The sequence below is a fragment of the Streptomyces sp. MS191 genome (assembly GCF_008042125.1).
Classification (GTDB): domain Bacteria; phylum Actinomycetota; class Actinomycetes; order Streptomycetales; family Streptomycetaceae; genus Streptomyces.
Genome location: NZ_RDBI01000003.1, coordinates 44132 through 60335 on the forward strand (window position 1 = coordinate 44132; position 16204 = coordinate 60335).

The following is a 16204-nucleotide window of genomic DNA, read 5'->3' on the forward strand; positions in this document are numbered from 1 at the left end:
CGCGCGGATCGACCACCCCTCCCCCGCGGCCTCGCCCGAGGACGCCTCCCCGCACCGCTTCCCCGACGGCGGCGCCTGGCGTACGGAGATCCCGTCCGTCGAGGGACCGGAGGCGCTCGCCGTCGTGCTGGAGGAGAGCACTCGGCTCGGCCTGCCCGTCCACCGGGTCAGCCAGGGCAGCGGCGTCTGGATGCTCACGGACGACGAGATCACCGAGATGGTGCAGGCGTGCGCCGAACGCTCGGTGGAACTCTGCCTGTTCACCGGTCCCCGCGGCACCTGGGACATCGGCGCGGCCACCCGCACCGACTCCGGTGGTGCGGGACCGCGGGCCCGCGGCCACGACGCGCTGGCCGGCTGCGTCGAGGACGCGGTGCGCGCCACCGGGCTCGGCGTGCGCTGTCTGCTGGTCGCCGACGAGGGGGTCCTCTGGACGCTGCACCGGCTGCGCACGGCGGGCGTGCTCCCCGCCGACACCACGTTCAAGGTCTCCGCGCTGATCGGGCCGGTCAACCCGGCCTCGTACGCCGTGTTCGAGCGGCTGGGCGCCGACTCGCTCAACATCCCCTCCGATCTCGCCCTCACCCATCTGACCGAGATCCGGCGGGTCAGCCGGGCCCCCATGGACCTGTACGTGGAGGCGCCCGACGACCTCGGCGGGCACGTGCGGATGTACGAGGTGGCCGAACTGGTCCGGCGCGGCGCGCCGCTGTACCTCAAGTTCGGTCTGAGCAGAGCGGCCGGGATCTACCCGTACGGCGCCCAGTTGCGCGAGCACGCCCTGGCGACCGCCCGCGAGCGCGTCCGCCGCGGGCGGCTCGTCCTCGACCTGCTGGCCCGGCACGGCGCCGACGGCGGCATGTCGCCGCTCGGCTCCCGGCTGCCCGGCACACTCCGGCGCTTTCCCACCCCCGAAGGGAACTGACACATGCGCACCCGCACGCTCGGGGCGGCCTCCCTCGCCGCCCTGCTCCTCCTCACCCTCACCGCCTGCGGCCAGGAGGCCCGCGGCGGCAGCCGCTACCGGCCCGACGCGGGCAAGGGCGGCACGATCGGCCTCGCGATGCCGACCAAGTCCTCGGAGCGCTGGATCGCCGACGGCGAGAACATGGCGAAGCAGTTCCGCAAGGCCGGCTACGACACCGACCTGCAGTACGGCGACGACAAGGTCGAGAACCAGATCGCCCAGATCGAGAACATGATCACCAAGGGGCGCCGGCTGCTGGTGATCGCCGCGATCGACGGCTCGGCGCTCACCGAGGTCCTCCAGCGCGCCCACGACGCGGGCATCCCGGTGATCTCGTACGACCGGCTGATCATGGGCACCCCGAACGTCGACTACTACGCCTCCTTCGACAACGAGCGGGTCGGTGAACTGGAGGCCCGCTACATCGTGGAGCGCCTCGGGCTCGGTTCCCCGGCGAAGGGCGGCGGCAAGCCGTACGACATCGAACTCTTCGCGGGCTCCCCCGACGACAACAACACCCGGTACTTCTGGAGCGGCGCCGTCAAGGTGCTCCAGCCCTACCTCGACAGCGGGCAGCTCGTCGTCCGCAGCGGCCAGACCAGGATGAACCAGGCCACCACCCTGCGCTGGGACGGCGGCACCGCCCAGAAGCGGATGGACGACCTGATCAGCAAGAACTACGGCGAGGAGAGCGTCGACGCGGTCCTCTCCCCCTACGACGGCATCTCCATCGGGATCATCTCCGCCCTCAAGAGCGCCGGTTACGGCACCCCGGACCGGCCGCTGCCGGTCGTCACCGGGCAGGACGCGGAGCTGGCCTCGGTGAAGTCCATCATCCGCGGCGAGCAGACGCAGACGGTCTTCAAGGACACCCGCAAGCTCGCCGCCCAGGCGGTGGCCATGGGCGACGCCGTCCTGAACGGCAGGAAGCCCGAGGTCAACAACGTCAAGGACTACGACAACGGCCGGAAGACCGTCCCCTCGTACCTGCTCGACCCGGTGAGCATCGACCGGACCAACACCGGTCTCCTGGTCCGCGAGGGCTACTTCACCGCGGGACAGCTCTCGTGACCCGGCCGCCCGTGCTGGAGATGCGCGGGATCACCAAGTCCTTCCCCGGTGTCACGGCGCTCAGCGACGTGCACCTGACCGTGCGGGCCGGCGAGGTCCACGCCCTGTGCGGGGAGAACGGCGCGGGCAAGTCGACCCTGATGAAGGTGCTCAGCGGCGTCCATCCGCAGGGGAGTTACGAGGGCGACGTCCTCTTCGAGGGCGAACCGGTGTCCTTCCGCGACATCCGCGACGCCGAGCGTCGGGGCATCGTGATCATCCATCAGGAACTGGCGCTGGTGCCGCACCTGTCGATCGCGGAGAACATCCACCTCGGCAACGAGCGGGCCCGGCGCGGAGTCGTCGACTGGAACGCCACCCTGCACGGCGCCCAGCGCCTGCTCGCGCGGGTCGGACTGCGCGAGCATCCGCACACGCCCGTCGCCGACCTCGGCGTGGGGCGGCAGCAGCTGGTGGAGATCGCCAAGGCGCTGTCGAAGGAGGTGCGCCTGCTCATCCTCGACGAGCCCACGGCCGCCCTCAACGACGAGGACAGCGCGCATCTGCTCGCCCTCATCCTGGAGTTGCGCGACCAGGGCGTCGCCTGCGTCGTCATCTCGCACAAGCTGAACGAGATCCGGCGGATCGCCGACACGGTGACCGTCCTGCGGGACGGCCGGACCGTCGAGACGCTGCCCGTCCGCACGGCCCCGGACGCCGAACCGGAGGTGTCGGAGGACCGGATCATCCGCGGGATGGTGGGACGCGACCTCGACCACCGCTTCCCGGACCGCACGCCCTACCCGGGCGAGGACGCCGACCGGGTGGCGCTCGCGGTGCGCGGCTGGACCGTGCGGCATCCGGTCGACCGCCGGCGCAAGGTCGTCGACGACGTGTCGCTGACCGTACGGCGGGGGGAGATCGTCGGGATCGCCGGGCTGATGGGCGCCGGCCGCACGGAGCTCGCGATGTCGGTCTTCGGCCGCTCGTACGGCCGCCACGTCGCCGGCACCGTGGAGGTCGACGGGCGGGAGGCGGCCACCGGAACCGTCCCGGCCGCCATCGCGGCCGGTCTCGCCTACGTCACCGAGGACCGCAAACGCTACGGCCTCCACCTCGACGACACCGTCCACCGCAACATCTCGCTGGCCTCCCTGCCGTCCCTGCGGCGGCACGGCGTCGTCGACCAGCACCAGGAACGGAAGGTCGCCGAGACCTACCGGTCCGCCATGAACATCAAGACGCCGACCGTGCTGGAGCAGGTCGGCAGGCTCTCCGGCGGCAACCAGCAGAAGGTCGTCCTGAGCAAGTGGATCCACGCCGACCCCAGGGTGCTGATCCTGGACGAGCCGACGCGCGGCATCGACGTCGGGGCGAAGTACGAGATCTACACCGTCGTCGACCGGCTCGCGGCGCAGGGCAAGGCCGTGCTGCTCATCTCCTCGGAGCTGCCCGAGCTGCTGGGGATGTGCGACCGGATCTACACGATGGCCGAGGGCCGGCTGACCGGCGAGGTCACCCGCGACGAGGCCACCCAGGAAACCCTGATGCGCCACATGACCATGACCGTGAGCAGGAGCTGAGGCCCGCCATGACCACCACGACCCCCTCCGCGCGGGACACCGCGCCGGCCCGGCCCGAACGCCCGTCCTCCGGTGCGCTGCTGCTCCGCGGCGTCCGGGCGAACATGCGTCAGTACGGCATGCTCGTCGCGCTCGTCTTCCTCGTCGTCCTGTTCCAGATATGGACCGACGGCACCCTGCTGCTGCCCAACAACGTCTCCAACCTGATCCAGCAGAACAGCTACATCCTCATCCTGGCCATGGGCATGATGATCGTCATCATCGCGGGCCACATCGACCTCTCCGTGGGTTCCCTGGCCGCGTTCGTCGGGGCGCTGTCCGCCGTGATGATGGTCAGGCACGACATGCCGTGGGTGCTCGCCCTGGTGCTGTCGCTGCTGGTCGGCGCCGTCGCGGGGGCCTGGCAGGGATTCTTCATCGCCTACCTCGGCATCCCGTCGTTCATCGTCACGCTCGCCGGGATGCTGCTGTTCCGGGGGCTGACCCAGATCTTCCTGGAGGGCCGTTCGCTGGCGCCGTTCCCCGACGGCTTCCAGAACATCGCCAAGGGCTTCATCCCCGAGACGGGCCCGTACACGCAGTACCACAACCCGACCCTGCTCCTCGGTCTCGTCGCCGTCGTCTTCCTGCTGCTGCGCGAATGGCGTGACCGCAGGCGGCAGGAGGCGTACGAGCTGGAGCCGCTGCCCGCCGGGCTGTGGGCGCTGAAGTGCGTGGCGATGACGGCGGCGATCGTCGCCTTCACCCTCACCCTGGCCAGTTTCCACGGGGTGCCGGTGGTGATGCTGATCATGTGCGTGCTGCTGGTCGGTCTCGGGTACGTGATGCGCAACGCGGTCGTGGGCCGGCACGTGTACGCGCTCGGCGGGAACAAGGCGGCCGCGAAGCTCTCGGGCGTCAAGGACCGCCGGGTCACCTTCCTGGTCTTCGTGAACATGGGGGTCCTGGCGGCGCTGGCGGGCTGCGTCTACGCGGCGCGGCTCAACGCGGGGACGCCGCAGGCGGGCCTCAACTTCGAACTGGAGGCGATCGCCGCGGCGTTCATCGGCGGCGCGTCCATGAGCGGCGGCGTCGGCACGGTGCAGGGCGCCGTCATCGGCGGCCTGGTGCTGGGCGTGCTCAACAACGGCATGTCGCTGGTCGGTATCGGCACCGACTACCAGCAGGTGATCAAGGGACTGGTACTGCTCGCCGCGGTCGGCTTCGACGTCTGGAACAAGCGGCGCGCGGGGCGGTAGGGAGCGTGCCGCGCGGCCGTGTGCCGCACCCGGGGTGGGTGCGGCACACGGCCGGTCCGCGTCCGCCGGTACGGTCCTCAGGCCGCGCCGCGCTCGGCGACCGCCGCCGGAAGCCGCTCCACCACCTCGTCCGCGAGCCGCTCGAACTCCGTCCGCAGGAAGGGCGTGGCGAGCCGGGCGAGCCCCTTGAACCGCAGCGACGCCCGGTAGGTCAGCCGGGTGACGGCCGGAGACCGGGCCTCGAAGAGGAGTTCGTCGTGCGCGGTCACGGTCTTGTTCTCGCCGACGAACTCGAGCCGGTCGGGGTCGCTGCCGACCAGCCGGTACTCCAGCTCGGTCGTCCGTCCGCGGAAGCGCGAGGTGTTGCGCCAGGTCGCGCCCGGCCGGAGCGGGCCGTCGTCGGTCCGGACACAGCGCACCGTCCCGGGGTCCCAGCTCTCGGTGTGCCCGAAGTCCTCCAGATAGGCGACCAGCTCGTCCCGGGGAAGGGCGACGAGGAAACTCCGCTCCACCTTGATCACTGCCTCTGCCTCCCGCCCGGGGCCCGGGGGCCCCGTCCGCTCGCTGTCACACCGCCTGACGACGTTCCTTCCGCTCGGACCGGGCTCGCGGATGCGATCCGCGGGCACGAGGTGCATCCCCGGCCGCCCGCGTCGCCGAAGAGAGCGTGAGAGCGTGCCGAGCAGGAGGGAAGGGCGGGACATGACGGCGATCGGCGGGGACGGCCCGGAGACGGGTCGCGGCGCGCGGCCGCGGGAGTCGGTGTGGGACTACCCGCGTCCGCCGAGGGTGGCACGCGACACCCGCCGGGTGACCGTCCGGCACGGTGGCGTGATCCTCGCGGACACCCACCACTCCCTGCGCGTCCTGGAGACCAGCCATCCGCCGGTGTTCTACGTCCCGCGCGCCGACGTCCGCGTCGACCTGCTGGCCCGGTCCGCGCGTGCGACCTTCTGCGAGTGGAAGGGTCCGGCGGTGTACTGGAGTCTACGGGCCGAAGGGCTCGTGGTGCCGGACGTGGCGTGGAGCTACGAGGACCCGCTGCCCGGCTACACCGCCCTCACCGGGCACCTCGCGTTCTACCCGGGCCGCGTCGACCTGTGCACCGTCGACGGGGAGCGGGTGCGGGCCCAGCCGGGCGACTTCTACGGCGGCTGGATCACCGAGGAGATCTCCGGGCCCTTCAAGGGGGTCCCCGGCAGCGCGGGGTGGTGACCCGCGCACCCGGAACGTTCCGTCCCTGGCAGAGCACACACCGTGGAGGAAATCATGGCGACGATCCATCCCCTGGTGAAGCCCGAGGAGACCCCGCCCGTCGAGGGCAGCATCGCCGAGGCGCATCCGGAGCGGCCGGACGGCGGTCCGTGGGAGCACCCCCGGGTCTTCCTCGCCCTGATCGTGATCGGCGCGCTGGCGCTCGCGGCCCTGTTCGCCGCCCGTGCCTCCGTCCTGTGAGCCCGGCACTCCGGTGAGCCCGCACTCCTGTGGGCCTGGCACCGGCTCGTCCGGACCGGTGAGGGTGCGTCCGCGCCGCCGGGCCCTCAGGGTGTACGGCGCTCCGCCGCCAGCCCCAGCACCTCGGGCAGGTCGTCGAGACGGCCCAGACCGCGTACGGCCCGGGCCGTGCGGCCGTTGGCGGCCAGCCGCTCGCGGTGCCGGTGGAGGAAGGACCAGTATCCGACCGTGAACGGGCAGGCGTCGTCCCCGGTGCGGGCCGTGGGCCGGTACCGGCAGGGTCCGCAGAGGTCGCTCATCCGGTTCAGGTACGCGCCGCCCGAGGTGTACGGCTTGGTCGTCATCCGGCCGCCGTCGGCGTACTGGGACATGCCCACCACGTTGGGCAGCATCACCCAGTCGTAGCCGTCGACGAAGCTGCGGTGGAACCAGTCGGTGACCGCCGCGGGATCCCAGCCGTACTGCAGGGCGTGGCTGCCGAGCACCATCAGCCGGGGGATGTGGTGGGTCCAGCCGGTGTCCCGTACCTGGGCGAGCACCGTGGCCAGGCAGCGCGCCTCGACGGCGTCGGCGTCGAGTTCGAGGAACCAGCGCGGGAGCGGTTCCGTGTGGCCGAGTGCGTTGGCGTGCCGGTAGTCCTCGCCGAAGTGCCAGTACAGCTGCCAGACGTACTCGCGCCAGCCGCAGATCTGGCGGATGAAGCCCTCGGCGCTGTTGAGCGGCACCTCGCCGTCCCGCCACGCCTCCTCGGCGCGGGCCACGCACTCCCGGGGCGACAGCAGACCCAGGTTGAGCGAGGAGGAGAGCAGACTGTGGCTCATGACGGGGTCCTCGGCCAGCACGGCGTCCTCGTGGGGGCCGAACGAGGCCAGGCGGTCCCGTACGAAGTGGTCGAGCGCGGCCAGGGCCTCGCGCCGGGTCGCGGGGAAGGTCCGGGGTCCGTCGCGTCCGACGAAGGAGATCCCTTCCTCGCGCTCCCAGCGGTCCAGATCGGCGCGGACCTCCTCGTCGATCGCGTCCTCCCGCGGCCGGTACGGGGGCTTCACGTCGAGGCGGCGGGCTCCCGCGGGCGGCGGCTGCCGGTTGTCGTGGTCGTGGTTCCACCGCCCGCCGGCGGGGTCCGGCCCGTCCATCAGGATGCGGTGCTCGGTCCGCACCCAGCGGTAGAAGTCCTCCTGCCGCAGCCGCCGCGGGGCGTGGTCGGCCGCCCAGCGGGCGAAGTCCCGCCGGTCGACGAGGAATCCGCGGGCCGGGTGGACCGTCACCTGCGGCAGGGCGTCGAGCAGGCGGAGCGCGGCGCGCGAGGTCGGGTGGTGGACGCTGACGGGCGTGTCCCCGACGGCCTCGGCGAGGCCGGCCCGGTACGTCTCGGCCCGTACGTAGCGGGCGTGGGCGCCGAGTTCCGCGGCACGGTGCCGCATCGCGCTGAGCAGCAGATGGGCCTTGGCGCGGTGGAAGCGGCGCCGGCGGAAGACGGAACGCGCCTCGATGATCAGCCAGTCCGTGCCGCGGGGGGTGCCGCCGGCCGCCGTGGCCGTGAAGTGCGGGCCCAGCTGGTCGCCGAACAGCCAGTGCGTCGCCGTCATGCCGGGTTCGGCGGCGCGGGGGCGGCGAGCGCCGCGGGCCCGGTCGCGGGGGGACGCCGCCGCAGGTCGGCCAGGACCTCGCGTGCCGCTCGGGCCCCGGAGGCCAGGGCGCCCTGGAGCGAGCCCGTGGCCCGGTGGTCGCCGCAGACGTACCGGCCGGGCGCGAAGCGGGTGGTGCGCGACAGCGGGAGGGGCGGCGGCATGGCGGGCAGCGCGTCGTGGACGACGACGCGGTGGACCGGTTCCCAGGAGCGGGTGTCGGTGTCGTAGACCTCGGCGAGGGCCGCCCGGACGGCCGCCTCCTGCTCCGGGTCCGGGTCCCCGAGGACGGAGGTCGACACCAGTGCCCGGCCGTCCGTCGCGAAGCCGCGGTGCACCTCGGTGAGGACGCAGGAGTTGAGGAAGCGGCGCCGCGCGTCGACCACCAGGGTCGGCTCGGGCAGGGGGGAGCGTTCCGCCGCGTGGTAAAGCGTGGTGACGACGCGGCCGCTCGGCACGTCCAGGCCGGGGAGCAGCCGGGCGGCGGCGCGTTGGCCGGTGGCGACGACGACCGCGCGGGCGGCGAGTTCGCTGCCGTCGGCCAGTGTCACGCCCCGGTCGGTGAGCGAGGCGACCGGCAGCCCGGTGCGCAGGACTCCGGGGGGCAGCCCGGAGGCGAGCTGTGCGGGGACGGCGCCGATGCCCTCGGCGGGCAGGCACAGGGTGCCGCGCAGCATGGTCCGCCAGACGAGGTGGAAGAAGCGGGCGGAGGTCTCCAACTCGTCCTCCAGGAACACCCCGGACAGGAACGGCCGGAAGAAGGTCTCCACGAGGTCGGGCGAGACGCCGGCGTCGGCCAGCGCGGTGAGCGTGGTGGTGTCGGGCCGGGTCCGCAGGTACCGGGCAGGCGCCAGCAGGTCACGGGCGGACAGCGCGCCCAGGGCGATCAGGTCGCGGGTCGAGGCGAGCCTGCCGGGCAGCAGGTCGCGGCTCTCGCGGAGGCGTCGGGTGGGGTCGGTGAAGCGGCGCGGCCCGTCGTCGGTGTGCACGAGCACGCCGGGTGTGAACGGCCGCAGCCGCAGGGCCCGTAGGTCCAGGCGCCGCTTCACCTGCGGGTACGCGGTGTTGAACACCTGGAATCCGCGGTCGACGGTGAAGCCCGCGACGCGGTCGGTGCGCATCCGGCCGCCCACCGTGCCGGCGGTCTCCAGCAGGCTCACGCGGAGACCGCCGGCGACCAGGTCGGCCGCGCAGGCCAGTCCGGCGGCTCCCGCTCCGACGACCAGTACGTCGTCGCCGCCATCCCTCTGCCCCATGAACGTCGTCACTCCTCGCCGGGTCGGCCGTTCTCCGGGCCGTCACGTTACGCGGGGCGCTCCGCCCTCCGGGGCAGGGCGCGCCGCCCGTCCCCGGACCCGGGCCGAGGTGCACTCGTCCGTGCGGCGCGGCCACCCGGGGGTGCCGCCCCGGCCCGGCGCCTCACCGGCTCAGGGCGGTCTCGCGGTCCATGTGCGACAGCTTCTCGGGGTTGCGGACGGCGTAGAGCCCGGTGATGAGTCCGTCCTCGATGCGCAGGGCCACGACGGTGTCGAGCGCGCCGTCGAGCCGGAAGACCAGCGCCGGGTAGCCGTTCACCTCGGCCGGGCGCAGCAGCATCTCCTGCCCCGCGAGCTTGCCGAGCCCCCCGATCATCAGCCGGGCGACCTTGTCCGCCCCGACGACCGGCCGCAGGACGGCCCTCTTGACGCCGCCGCCGTCGCCCATGAGCACGACGTCCGGTGCGAGGAGGTCGAGCAGGCTCTGGAGGTCGCCGGTCTCGGTCGCCCGCCGGAAGGCGTCGAGCGCGTGCCGGGTCTCCGCGGCGGACACCACCTCACGGGGCCGGCGCGCGGCGACGTGGGCCCGTGCCCGGTGCGCGATCTGGCGCACGGCGGCGGGGGTCTTGTCGACGGCTTCGGCGATCTCGTCGTATCCGAGGTCGAACACCTCGCGCAGGACGAACACCGCCCGCTCGGTCGGCCCGAGGGTCTCCAGCACGAGCAGCATCGCCATCGAGACGCTGTCGGCCAGTTCGACGTCCTCGGCCACGTCCGGGGTGGTCAGCAGCGGCTCGGGCAGCCAGGTCCCGACGTAGGACTCCTTGCGGCGGCCGAGCGTCCGCAGCCGGGTGAGTGCCTGGCGCGTGGTGATCCGGACCAGGTAGGCGCGCTGGTCGCGCACCTCGTCGAGGTCGACGCCGATCCACCGCAGCCAGGTCTCCTGGAGGACGTCCTCCGCGTCGGCGGCCGAGCCGAGCATCTCGTAGGCGACCGTGAACAGCAGGTTGCGATGGGTGACGAAGGCGTCGGTCGCCCGGTCCGTACGCGTGTCGCCGTCGGGCCGTCCGCCGACGTCCCGCGGCTCCCGGGGGGCCTGCCCGTCCCGGGCCCCGCGGGTGTCCCGCGTGTCCTGCGTGTGCTCGCTGCGCTCGGCGGTCACCGGATTCTCCTCACTGTGCGCTGTGGCCCCTGCCTCGCTCACAAGACGCCGCCCGACCCGTTTCCGTGACATCCGAGCACGGTGGCACAGGTCACATCGGCGCGGCGTCACACGGTGCGGGGCGGCGGCATCTCGTGTTCGTCAGCGCCACCACCGCACGAGTGAGGACGACGTCATGGACGCACGCTTCGACCTTTTCGACAACAAGGTCTCCGCCAGGTTCGCCAAGCAGTTCGCCGGTGCCGGTCTGGTGATCCACCGGTCGTCGCTGCCCTCGTCCACGCAGGAGCTGGTGTCCCTGCGCGCCAGCCAGATCAACGGCTGCGGCTGGTGCATCGACATGCACACCAAGGAGGCCGCGGCGGCCGGCGAGAGCGCGGTCCGGCTGAACCTGGTCGCCGCCTGGCGCGAGTCGACCGTGTTCACCGAGGCCGAGCAGGCCGCGCTGGCACTCGCCGAGGAGGGCAGCCGGCTCGCCGACGCCCACGACGGCGTGTCCGACGAGACCTGGGCGCGGGTGCGCGAGCACTACGACGACGACCAGGTGGCCGCCCTCGTCTGCCTGGTCGCGCTGATCAACGCGGCCAACCGGCTGGCCGTGATCGTGCACCAGCGGGGCGGTTCCTACGAGCCCGGCATGTTCGCCGCCGCGACGAGCTGACGCGGCGGGGCGCACCCGAACCGCCCGGAGCGCCCTTTCCCCGAACACCCGTACTCTTCCCGTCGCTCCCGCTCACCTCATCGGGTGAAGAACGAGGCCGGGACCAACCCGCGGGCCGGCTCGCGGCGAACCAGCGGGCGGAGGACCGGCCACCGGTCCTCCCCCGCTCGGGACCGAGCGGGTCGGAATCAGAGGAAAGGTGCGTCTCGTATGCAGCACGTACTGAAGACCGCGGGCATGGCCCTGGCCGCCGGAGCCGTCGTCGTCGGCGGTTCGTCGGCAGCGATGGCCGACTCCGGGGCCGGGGCCGTCGCGGCCCACTCCCCCGGCGTGGCGTCGGGCAACGTCGTCCAGGCGCCGGTCCACGTGCCGGTGAACCTGTGCGGCAACACCGTCACCGTGATCGGTCTGCTGAACCCCGCGTTCGGCAACGCCTGCGTCAACCACTGACGCCCCGCTCCGGTCGCCGGCTCCAGGACGGCGCGCCGGGCTGAGCGGACGCCGCGTGGGGCGGAGGGGACGACCAGCACCGTTCCCCCGCCCCACGGGGCACCCCGGCGCGGGCGCGGACTCCGTTCCTCCCGCGCGGGAGCCGTTCGGAAGATTCCTCGACGCGAAGTGACCCCTCACGGGCCCCTCTTCCCCGTGCGGAGACCGCCGGGCCGCGGCGCCCCGGGGTGACGGGGGATACCCGCCGCCCGGGTCCCGCGGGGAGCGATCTCCAGGCATACTTACTCCCCGGTAACCGGTAACTCGTCTGTTCCGTCCGACCCGGAGGAGCTCCATGCCTCGGTCCGCCCGCCCCGCCCTTCTGCTCGCCGGTCTGCTGGCCGCCGCCGGCACCGCCCACTTCGTCGCGCCCCGCCGGTTCGACGCGACCGTCCCTCGCGCGCTGCCCGGCAGCCCCAGGGCGTGGACGCAGGCGAGCGGGGTCGCCGAGCTCGCCCTGGCCGCCGGGCTCGCGTTCCCGGGGACGCGCCGGGCGAGCGCCCGCGCGACGGCCCTGTTCTTCGCGGCCGTGTTCCCGGCCAACGTGAAGATGGCGTACGACTGGCGCGACCGCTCCGCCGCGGCCCGGACCGCCGCCTACGCCCGGCTCCCGCTCCAGATCCCGCTGATCCTGTGGGCCAGGAAAGCGGCCCGCCACGAGGACTGAACGCCGCCGCCGCGCGAGCCGGAACGGCCGCGCCGGGAACGACGGCGAGAGGCCCCGGGGCCACACCTGSCAGGTGTGGCCCCGGGGCCTCTGTCGTACGCGACGGAACGGATCGGACCGTTCAGGGGAACGCCCGCCTGCGGACCACCCCCGATCGCGTCACCGCGGCCCGTCGTCCGGAGCGGCGTCGCCGCCGGCGCCGGCGCGGGGGCCGCTGCTCCGCGGACTCTCCTCGCAGCAGGAGGACCGCCAGCAGACAGGGGACGAGGACGAGCAGGGAGAAGGTCACGCCCCCTCCCCGACGATCCCCTTCCCGATCGGGGCGCGTCCGGCGCGCCGGGTCGGCGGTGCGCCCCAGGCAGCCGCCCGGAGGCGTTCCATCGCCGGTGTGACGCCGGTCAGGCGCAGCCGCCGGCCCTCCGCCGTCCAGCCTCGCAGGATCCGCAGCAGGGCGGAGTCCGCGAAGGTGACGAGCGAGGTGTCGAGGACGAGGCGGCGGCAGCCGTAGGCCGAGGCCACGGCCAGCAGCACGCGGAGCGGCCCCGCGCTGAGGTGGTCGACCTCACCGTGGAGTGCGACCCGCAGGGTGTCCCCGTCGTACGTGCTGCAGGACCGGACGCTTATGACGCACGGCGCGGCGTCCGCGCCCTGCTCGAGAGGTCCCTGACCCGTGGGGGCGGCGGGAGTGGTCAGTATCGGAGGGTTGTTTGCGGTGCTCACGCCCCTCCAACCGGCGTCCCCCGGTGTCCGGCACGGTGCTTCACCCCTGCGGAACGGCATTGCGCACGTGCGGGGGTAATCCGTCACCCGTCCGAGCCAACTCCGCATCCGGCGGTCCGGCGCACGGAACGGCCGAGGGCCGTCCCGCCGTCCGCGGTGGGCGCCGGGGATCGCGGGGCGGACCTCAGCGGGCCAGCATTCCCTCCCGGAGCCGCGCCAGGTTGCGGGCGAGCAGCCGGGAGACCTGCATCTGGGAGACGCCGAGCCGCTCCCCTATCTCCGACTGCGTCAGCTCCTCCACGAACCGCAGGTGCAGCAGGCGCCGGTCCCGCTCGCCGAGGCGCTCCAGCAGGGGCGCGAGGGTGTGGAAGTCCTCGAAGAGCTCGACCGCGTGGTCCTGCACGCCGATGAAGTGGGCCAGCGAGACGTCGTCCTCCTCGTCGTCGCCGATGGCGGCGTCCAGCGACATCGAGGTGTAGCCGTTGGACGCGAGACGCGCCTCGACGACCTCCTCCTCGGTGAGGCCCATGTGTTCCGCCAGTTCGGTCACCCGAGGCGACCGGCCGAGGCGGCCGCCGAGCTCCTCCGCCGCCTTCGCCAGCTCGACGCGCGCCTCCTGGAGCCGGCGGGGCACGTGCACGGCCCAGGAGGTGTCCCGGTAGTGGCGCTTGATCTCGCCGACGATGTAGGGGACGGCGAAGGAGGCGAACTGCACCTCGCGCGTCAGGTCGAAGCGGTCGATCGCCTTGATCAGGCCGATCGCGCCGACCTGCACGATGTCCTCGCGCTCGTCGCCCCGCGAGCGGAACCTGCCCGCCGCGTAGGACACCAGAGACATGTTCATGTCGATCAACGTGGTGCGGACGTACTGGTGCTCGGGCGTCCCCTCCTCCAGTTCCGCGAGCCGCGCGAAGAACACCTTGGACAACTCGCGCGCGTCCTTCGGGACGAGCTTGTCCGGGGCTTCGACGACGGGGAGCCCTCCCGCCCCGGTCTCGGCAGCCGTCCTCGTCTCCGTCGGCACCGCGGTCGGCACGTCGATGACCTCCTTCTGTCCGTGGCGTGGCTCGTCTTCCCGGCAGGACGGGGCGCCTACCCCGCCGTCCCGGGCGCATGCCCGACGTTTCGGGGCGGCCGTCGCGGGCTCCGCGAACGGGGCCCTCCCCGGCCGGATCGCACCCCACGGGCCTCCGCGGGAGCAGCGGTCGTGCGCGACGCGGCCGGCCCCGTTCGGGCCCGACCGGCCGTCGCGGCGGCCCCGGACCGGGCCGTCGCGACCGGCGCGGGAGCCATCCGGTGAGCCGGATCAGCCTCCCCAGCCGCGGAGTTCGCCGCCGTCGGACAACCTGCCGGTGAGCCGCACCGGACCGCGCGCGGACGTGCGCACGGCCAGCACGGGGCCGCGTACGGCGGCGGACACGGCGCCCTCGGCGGCGACCCCGGTGAGCCGCCGGCTGCCCGCGGCGAGGTAGTAGCCGGCACCCGACGGCGCGGTCCAGTACGTGCCGGCGAGCAGGTGCTGGCCGAACCGGCCGCAGGCCGCCGTGTCCGCCCCCCGAGGTGCCGTGCCGGCCACCGGCCGGGCGCGGCCCGCCGGGTCCTCGAAGGCCACGTCCACCCGGCCGTGCCCCGTCCAGCTGTCGGCGCGCGTACAGGTCCAGGTGGCCGCGCCGGCGCCTTCGGGCAGCTGCTGCCGGGCGAACTCCCACCGGTTCACGGCGCGGACCCCGCTGCCGCGCAGCGCGGGCAGCGCACAGGCCGAGCGGGCCCAGGCGCCCAGTCCGGCGGCGGAGGTCGCCTCCCGGGGCTGCCGTGCGGGGGCTCCGGTCCCGGGCGCCGGCGTCCAGGTCAGATGGACGGGCGCGAGTTCGCCGAGGTCGGCCAGCAGGAAGGCGTGGTCCTCCACGATCCGTGCCGACGACCGCAGTTGCAGCACGGGCGGCGGGCCGCAGCCCGCGGAAGCGCGGGGGACCGGATCCGTGACGCCGTCCCGGGAGACCCCGAGCCGCGCGGCCGGGACGTCCGGCCGCAGGAGGTCGCGTACGGCGCCCTCGGCGATCCAGGGCGCGAGCAGGAAGCGGGCTCCGGCGGACGACCTGGCCAGCACCACGGCCGCGCCGGTGGTGACGTCGGCGTCGTCCGCCCGGGCGAGGTCGAGCCTCGCCGCGCCTCGTCCGGACCGCGGTTCGGTGTAGCGGGCCAGCCGTACGCCGTCGTGGACCAGCACCACGGCCGCGCCGTCGACGACGCCGGCGTACAGCAGCCGCACCGGTCCCGTGGGCGGTGTCGCCGGGGTGTCCGGGGTCGCGGTGAGCCGGGGTCCCGGCTCGCCGGGCCGGGCGGGGCCGCGTACCCACGCGTCGAGCGCCCGGGCGAGCAGAGCCCGGTCCCTGGTCCTCGGGCCGCGGGCGGGCCAGACCGTCAGGTCGACCCGCCCGGTGTCGGCCCACCGCTCGTCGGGGGCGCGCACCAGCCGGTCGGGGTCGGCGGCGCGGGCGAGGGCGCCGGCGAGGACGGGCGCGGCCGGCGGACCGGTCCCGTCGGCCGGCCGGAGGGCGGCCGTGGCGGCCGCGGCCGCGGTGAGCAGGACGGCCGCGGCGAGTGCGGCGAGCCGGATCCGCCGCCTTCGGCCCAGCAGGTCCGTGGGCCGGGTCTGCACGGTGCAGGGGTCGAACTCGGCCCCCAGGAGAAGCGATTCGGCTTCGGGGCCGGTCGCGGCGCGCACCCGTTCGGCGCCGCGCAGGGCCGTGTCCGGCGCGGCGACGCCCGCCGCGGCGAGCAGTTCGGCGGCGGACCGGGGGGACAGCCCTTCGAGGGCGCACAGGGCGAACGCGGCCCGTACCTCGGGGGTCTCGCGGGCGAGCACGCGCTCCAGGGCGAGTTCACCGGCCTCGCCGGCCCGGGGGAAGAGCCGCAGGCCGAGCACCGCGGGGAGCGGTGGGAGGAGGGGCCGGCGCCAGGAGCGCCGGGCGGCGTGCAGTGCGGCGGCCACGACCTGTTCCCGCAGCCAGCCGTGGACGTCACCCGCGGTGCTCCGCCGCTCCGGCGCCGGGCCCGCGGCGTGCGCCGGGTCTTCCGCCCCGCGCTGGGCGGGTACCCGCTCCGCCCCGCCGCGCCGGCCGGGCGACAGCCGCCCCTGCCCCGAACGGCGCGCGCCCGAGAAGGACTTCTGCACCAGGGAGTGCGCGGCGAGGACGCGGCGGTGCCGGCCGAGGGACGACGGCAGGATGACGTGGGCGAGCCGGACGAGCCGGGGGTAGTGCTCGACGAGCGCGGCCTCGGCCGCGACACGGGTGGGCCGGTGGGGGGATATGCCGGTGTCGGCGTGGGT

At 74.1% G+C, this 16204-nt stretch carries 17 protein-coding genes; 9 read left to right on the top strand and 8 right to left on the bottom strand.

Going from position 1 to position 16204, the window contains the following annotated elements:
- The first annotated feature begins 7 nt into the window (after positions 1-7).
- The 4 genes from EAO71_RS00780 to mmsB are packed head-to-tail and all read left to right on the top strand — an operon-like array spanning position 8 to position 4838.
- A complete protein-coding gene (locus EAO71_RS00780; RefSeq protein ID WP_261991925.1) occupies positions 8-925 on the top strand; it encodes a hypothetical protein in 918 nt (305 codons plus the stop codon).
- Positions 926-928: 3 nt separating this feature from the next.
- The gene (chvE, locus tag EAO71_RS00785; RefSeq protein ID WP_147975813.1) at positions 929-2038 is read left to right on the top strand and encodes a multiple monosaccharide ABC transporter substrate-binding protein; all 1110 of its coding nucleotides are present in this window, start codon (positions 929-931) and stop codon (positions 2036-2038) included.
- Positions 2039-2049: 11 nt separating this feature from the next.
- Positions 2050-3600: a multiple monosaccharide ABC transporter ATP-binding protein gene (mmsA, locus tag EAO71_RS00790; protein ID WP_410093927.1), complete on the top strand. Its 1551-nt coding sequence runs from the start codon at positions 2050-2052 to the stop codon at positions 3598-3600.
- Between the two features lie 8 nt (positions 3601-3608).
- Positions 3609-4838 (top strand): multiple monosaccharide ABC transporter permease, encoded by a 1230-nt coding sequence (mmsB, locus tag EAO71_RS00795; protein WP_261991922.1) that lies wholly within the window; start codon positions 3609-3611, stop codon positions 4836-4838.
- Between the two features lie 77 nt (positions 4839-4915).
- Here the strand turns inward: mmsB and EAO71_RS00800 are convergent, their stop codons facing one another.
- Positions 4916-5359 carry an SRPBCC family protein gene (locus tag EAO71_RS00800; RefSeq protein WP_147975814.1) on the bottom strand — a complete coding sequence of 148 codons (444 nt, stop codon included), beginning with the start codon at positions 5357-5359 and terminating at the stop codon, positions 4916-4918.
- A 181-nt stretch (positions 5360-5540) separates the two neighbouring features.
- Here EAO71_RS00800 and EAO71_RS00805 point away from each other — a divergent pair, with 181 nt between their 5' ends.
- Together EAO71_RS00805 and EAO71_RS00810 are read left to right on the top strand one after the other, a co-directional pair.
- The gene (locus EAO71_RS00805) at positions 5541-6053 is read left to right on the top strand and encodes a DUF427 domain-containing protein (protein ID WP_147975815.1); all 513 of its coding nucleotides are present in this window, start codon (positions 5541-5543) and stop codon (positions 6051-6053) included.
- A gap of 54 nt (positions 6054-6107) precedes the next feature.
- A complete protein-coding gene (locus tag EAO71_RS00810) occupies positions 6108-6293 on the top strand; it encodes a DUF6480 family protein (protein WP_147975816.1) in 186 nt (61 codons plus the stop codon).
- An 86-nt stretch (positions 6294-6379) separates the two neighbouring features.
- Here the strand turns inward: EAO71_RS00810 and EAO71_RS00815 are convergent, their stop codons facing one another.
- The 3 genes from EAO71_RS00815 to EAO71_RS00825 form a co-directional block, all read right to left on the bottom strand.
- Positions 6380-7879 (bottom strand): cryptochrome/photolyase family protein, encoded by a 1500-nt coding sequence (locus EAO71_RS00815; protein ID WP_147975817.1) that lies wholly within the window; start codon positions 7877-7879, stop codon positions 6380-6382.
- A complete protein-coding gene (locus EAO71_RS00820; RefSeq protein ID WP_147975818.1) occupies positions 7876-9174 on the bottom strand; it encodes an NAD(P)/FAD-dependent oxidoreductase in 1299 nt (432 codons plus the stop codon). The genes EAO71_RS00815 and EAO71_RS00820 overlap by 4 nt, the downstream gene beginning before the upstream one ends.
- A gap of 163 nt (positions 9175-9337) precedes the next feature.
- Entirely contained in the window at positions 9338-10336 is a 999-nt protein-coding gene (locus tag EAO71_RS00825; protein ID WP_147975819.1) for an RNA polymerase sigma-70 factor, read from the bottom strand.
- 175 nt (positions 10337-10511) lie between these two features.
- Here EAO71_RS00825 and EAO71_RS00830 point away from each other — a divergent pair, with 175 nt between their 5' ends.
- From EAO71_RS00830 to EAO71_RS00840, 3 genes are all read left to right on the top strand, one after another.
- Entirely contained in the window at positions 10512-10997 is a 486-nt protein-coding gene (locus tag EAO71_RS00830) for a carboxymuconolactone decarboxylase family protein (protein ID WP_147975820.1), read from the top strand.
- A gap of 237 nt (positions 10998-11234) precedes the next feature.
- A complete protein-coding gene (locus EAO71_RS00835; protein WP_399753829.1) occupies positions 11235-11447 on the top strand; it encodes a chaplin in 213 nt (70 codons plus the stop codon).
- 334 nt (positions 11448-11781) lie between these two features.
- A complete protein-coding gene (locus EAO71_RS00840) occupies positions 11782-12153 on the top strand; it encodes a DoxX family protein (protein WP_147975822.1) in 372 nt (123 codons plus the stop codon).
- A gap of 121 nt (positions 12154-12274) precedes the next feature.
- Here the strand turns inward: EAO71_RS00840 and EAO71_RS37375 are convergent, their stop codons facing one another.
- The 4 genes from EAO71_RS37375 to EAO71_RS00855 all read right to left on the bottom strand — a co-directional run bounded on the left by EAO71_RS37375 (position 12275) and on the right by EAO71_RS00855 (position 16186).
- Entirely contained in the window at positions 12275-12442 is a 168-nt protein-coding gene (locus EAO71_RS37375) for a hypothetical protein (RefSeq protein WP_187282501.1), read from the bottom strand.
- On the bottom strand, positions 12439-12873 hold the full coding sequence (locus tag EAO71_RS00845; RefSeq protein ID WP_187282502.1) for an STAS domain-containing protein: 435 nt from the start codon (positions 12871-12873) through the stop codon (positions 12439-12441). Before EAO71_RS00845 ends, EAO71_RS37375 begins: the two co-directional genes overlap by 4 nt.
- A 184-nt stretch (positions 12874-13057) precedes the next feature.
- Positions 13058-13909 carry an RNA polymerase sigma factor SigF gene (locus EAO71_RS00850; protein WP_261991923.1) on the bottom strand — a complete coding sequence of 284 codons (852 nt, stop codon included), beginning with the start codon at positions 13907-13909 and terminating at the stop codon, positions 13058-13060.
- Between the two features lie 270 nt (positions 13910-14179).
- Positions 14180-16186, bottom strand: coding sequence for a hypothetical protein (locus EAO71_RS00855; RefSeq protein WP_147975838.1), 2007 nt, complete (start codon positions 16184-16186; stop codon positions 14180-14182).
- Between the last annotated feature and the right edge of the window lie 18 nt (positions 16187-16204).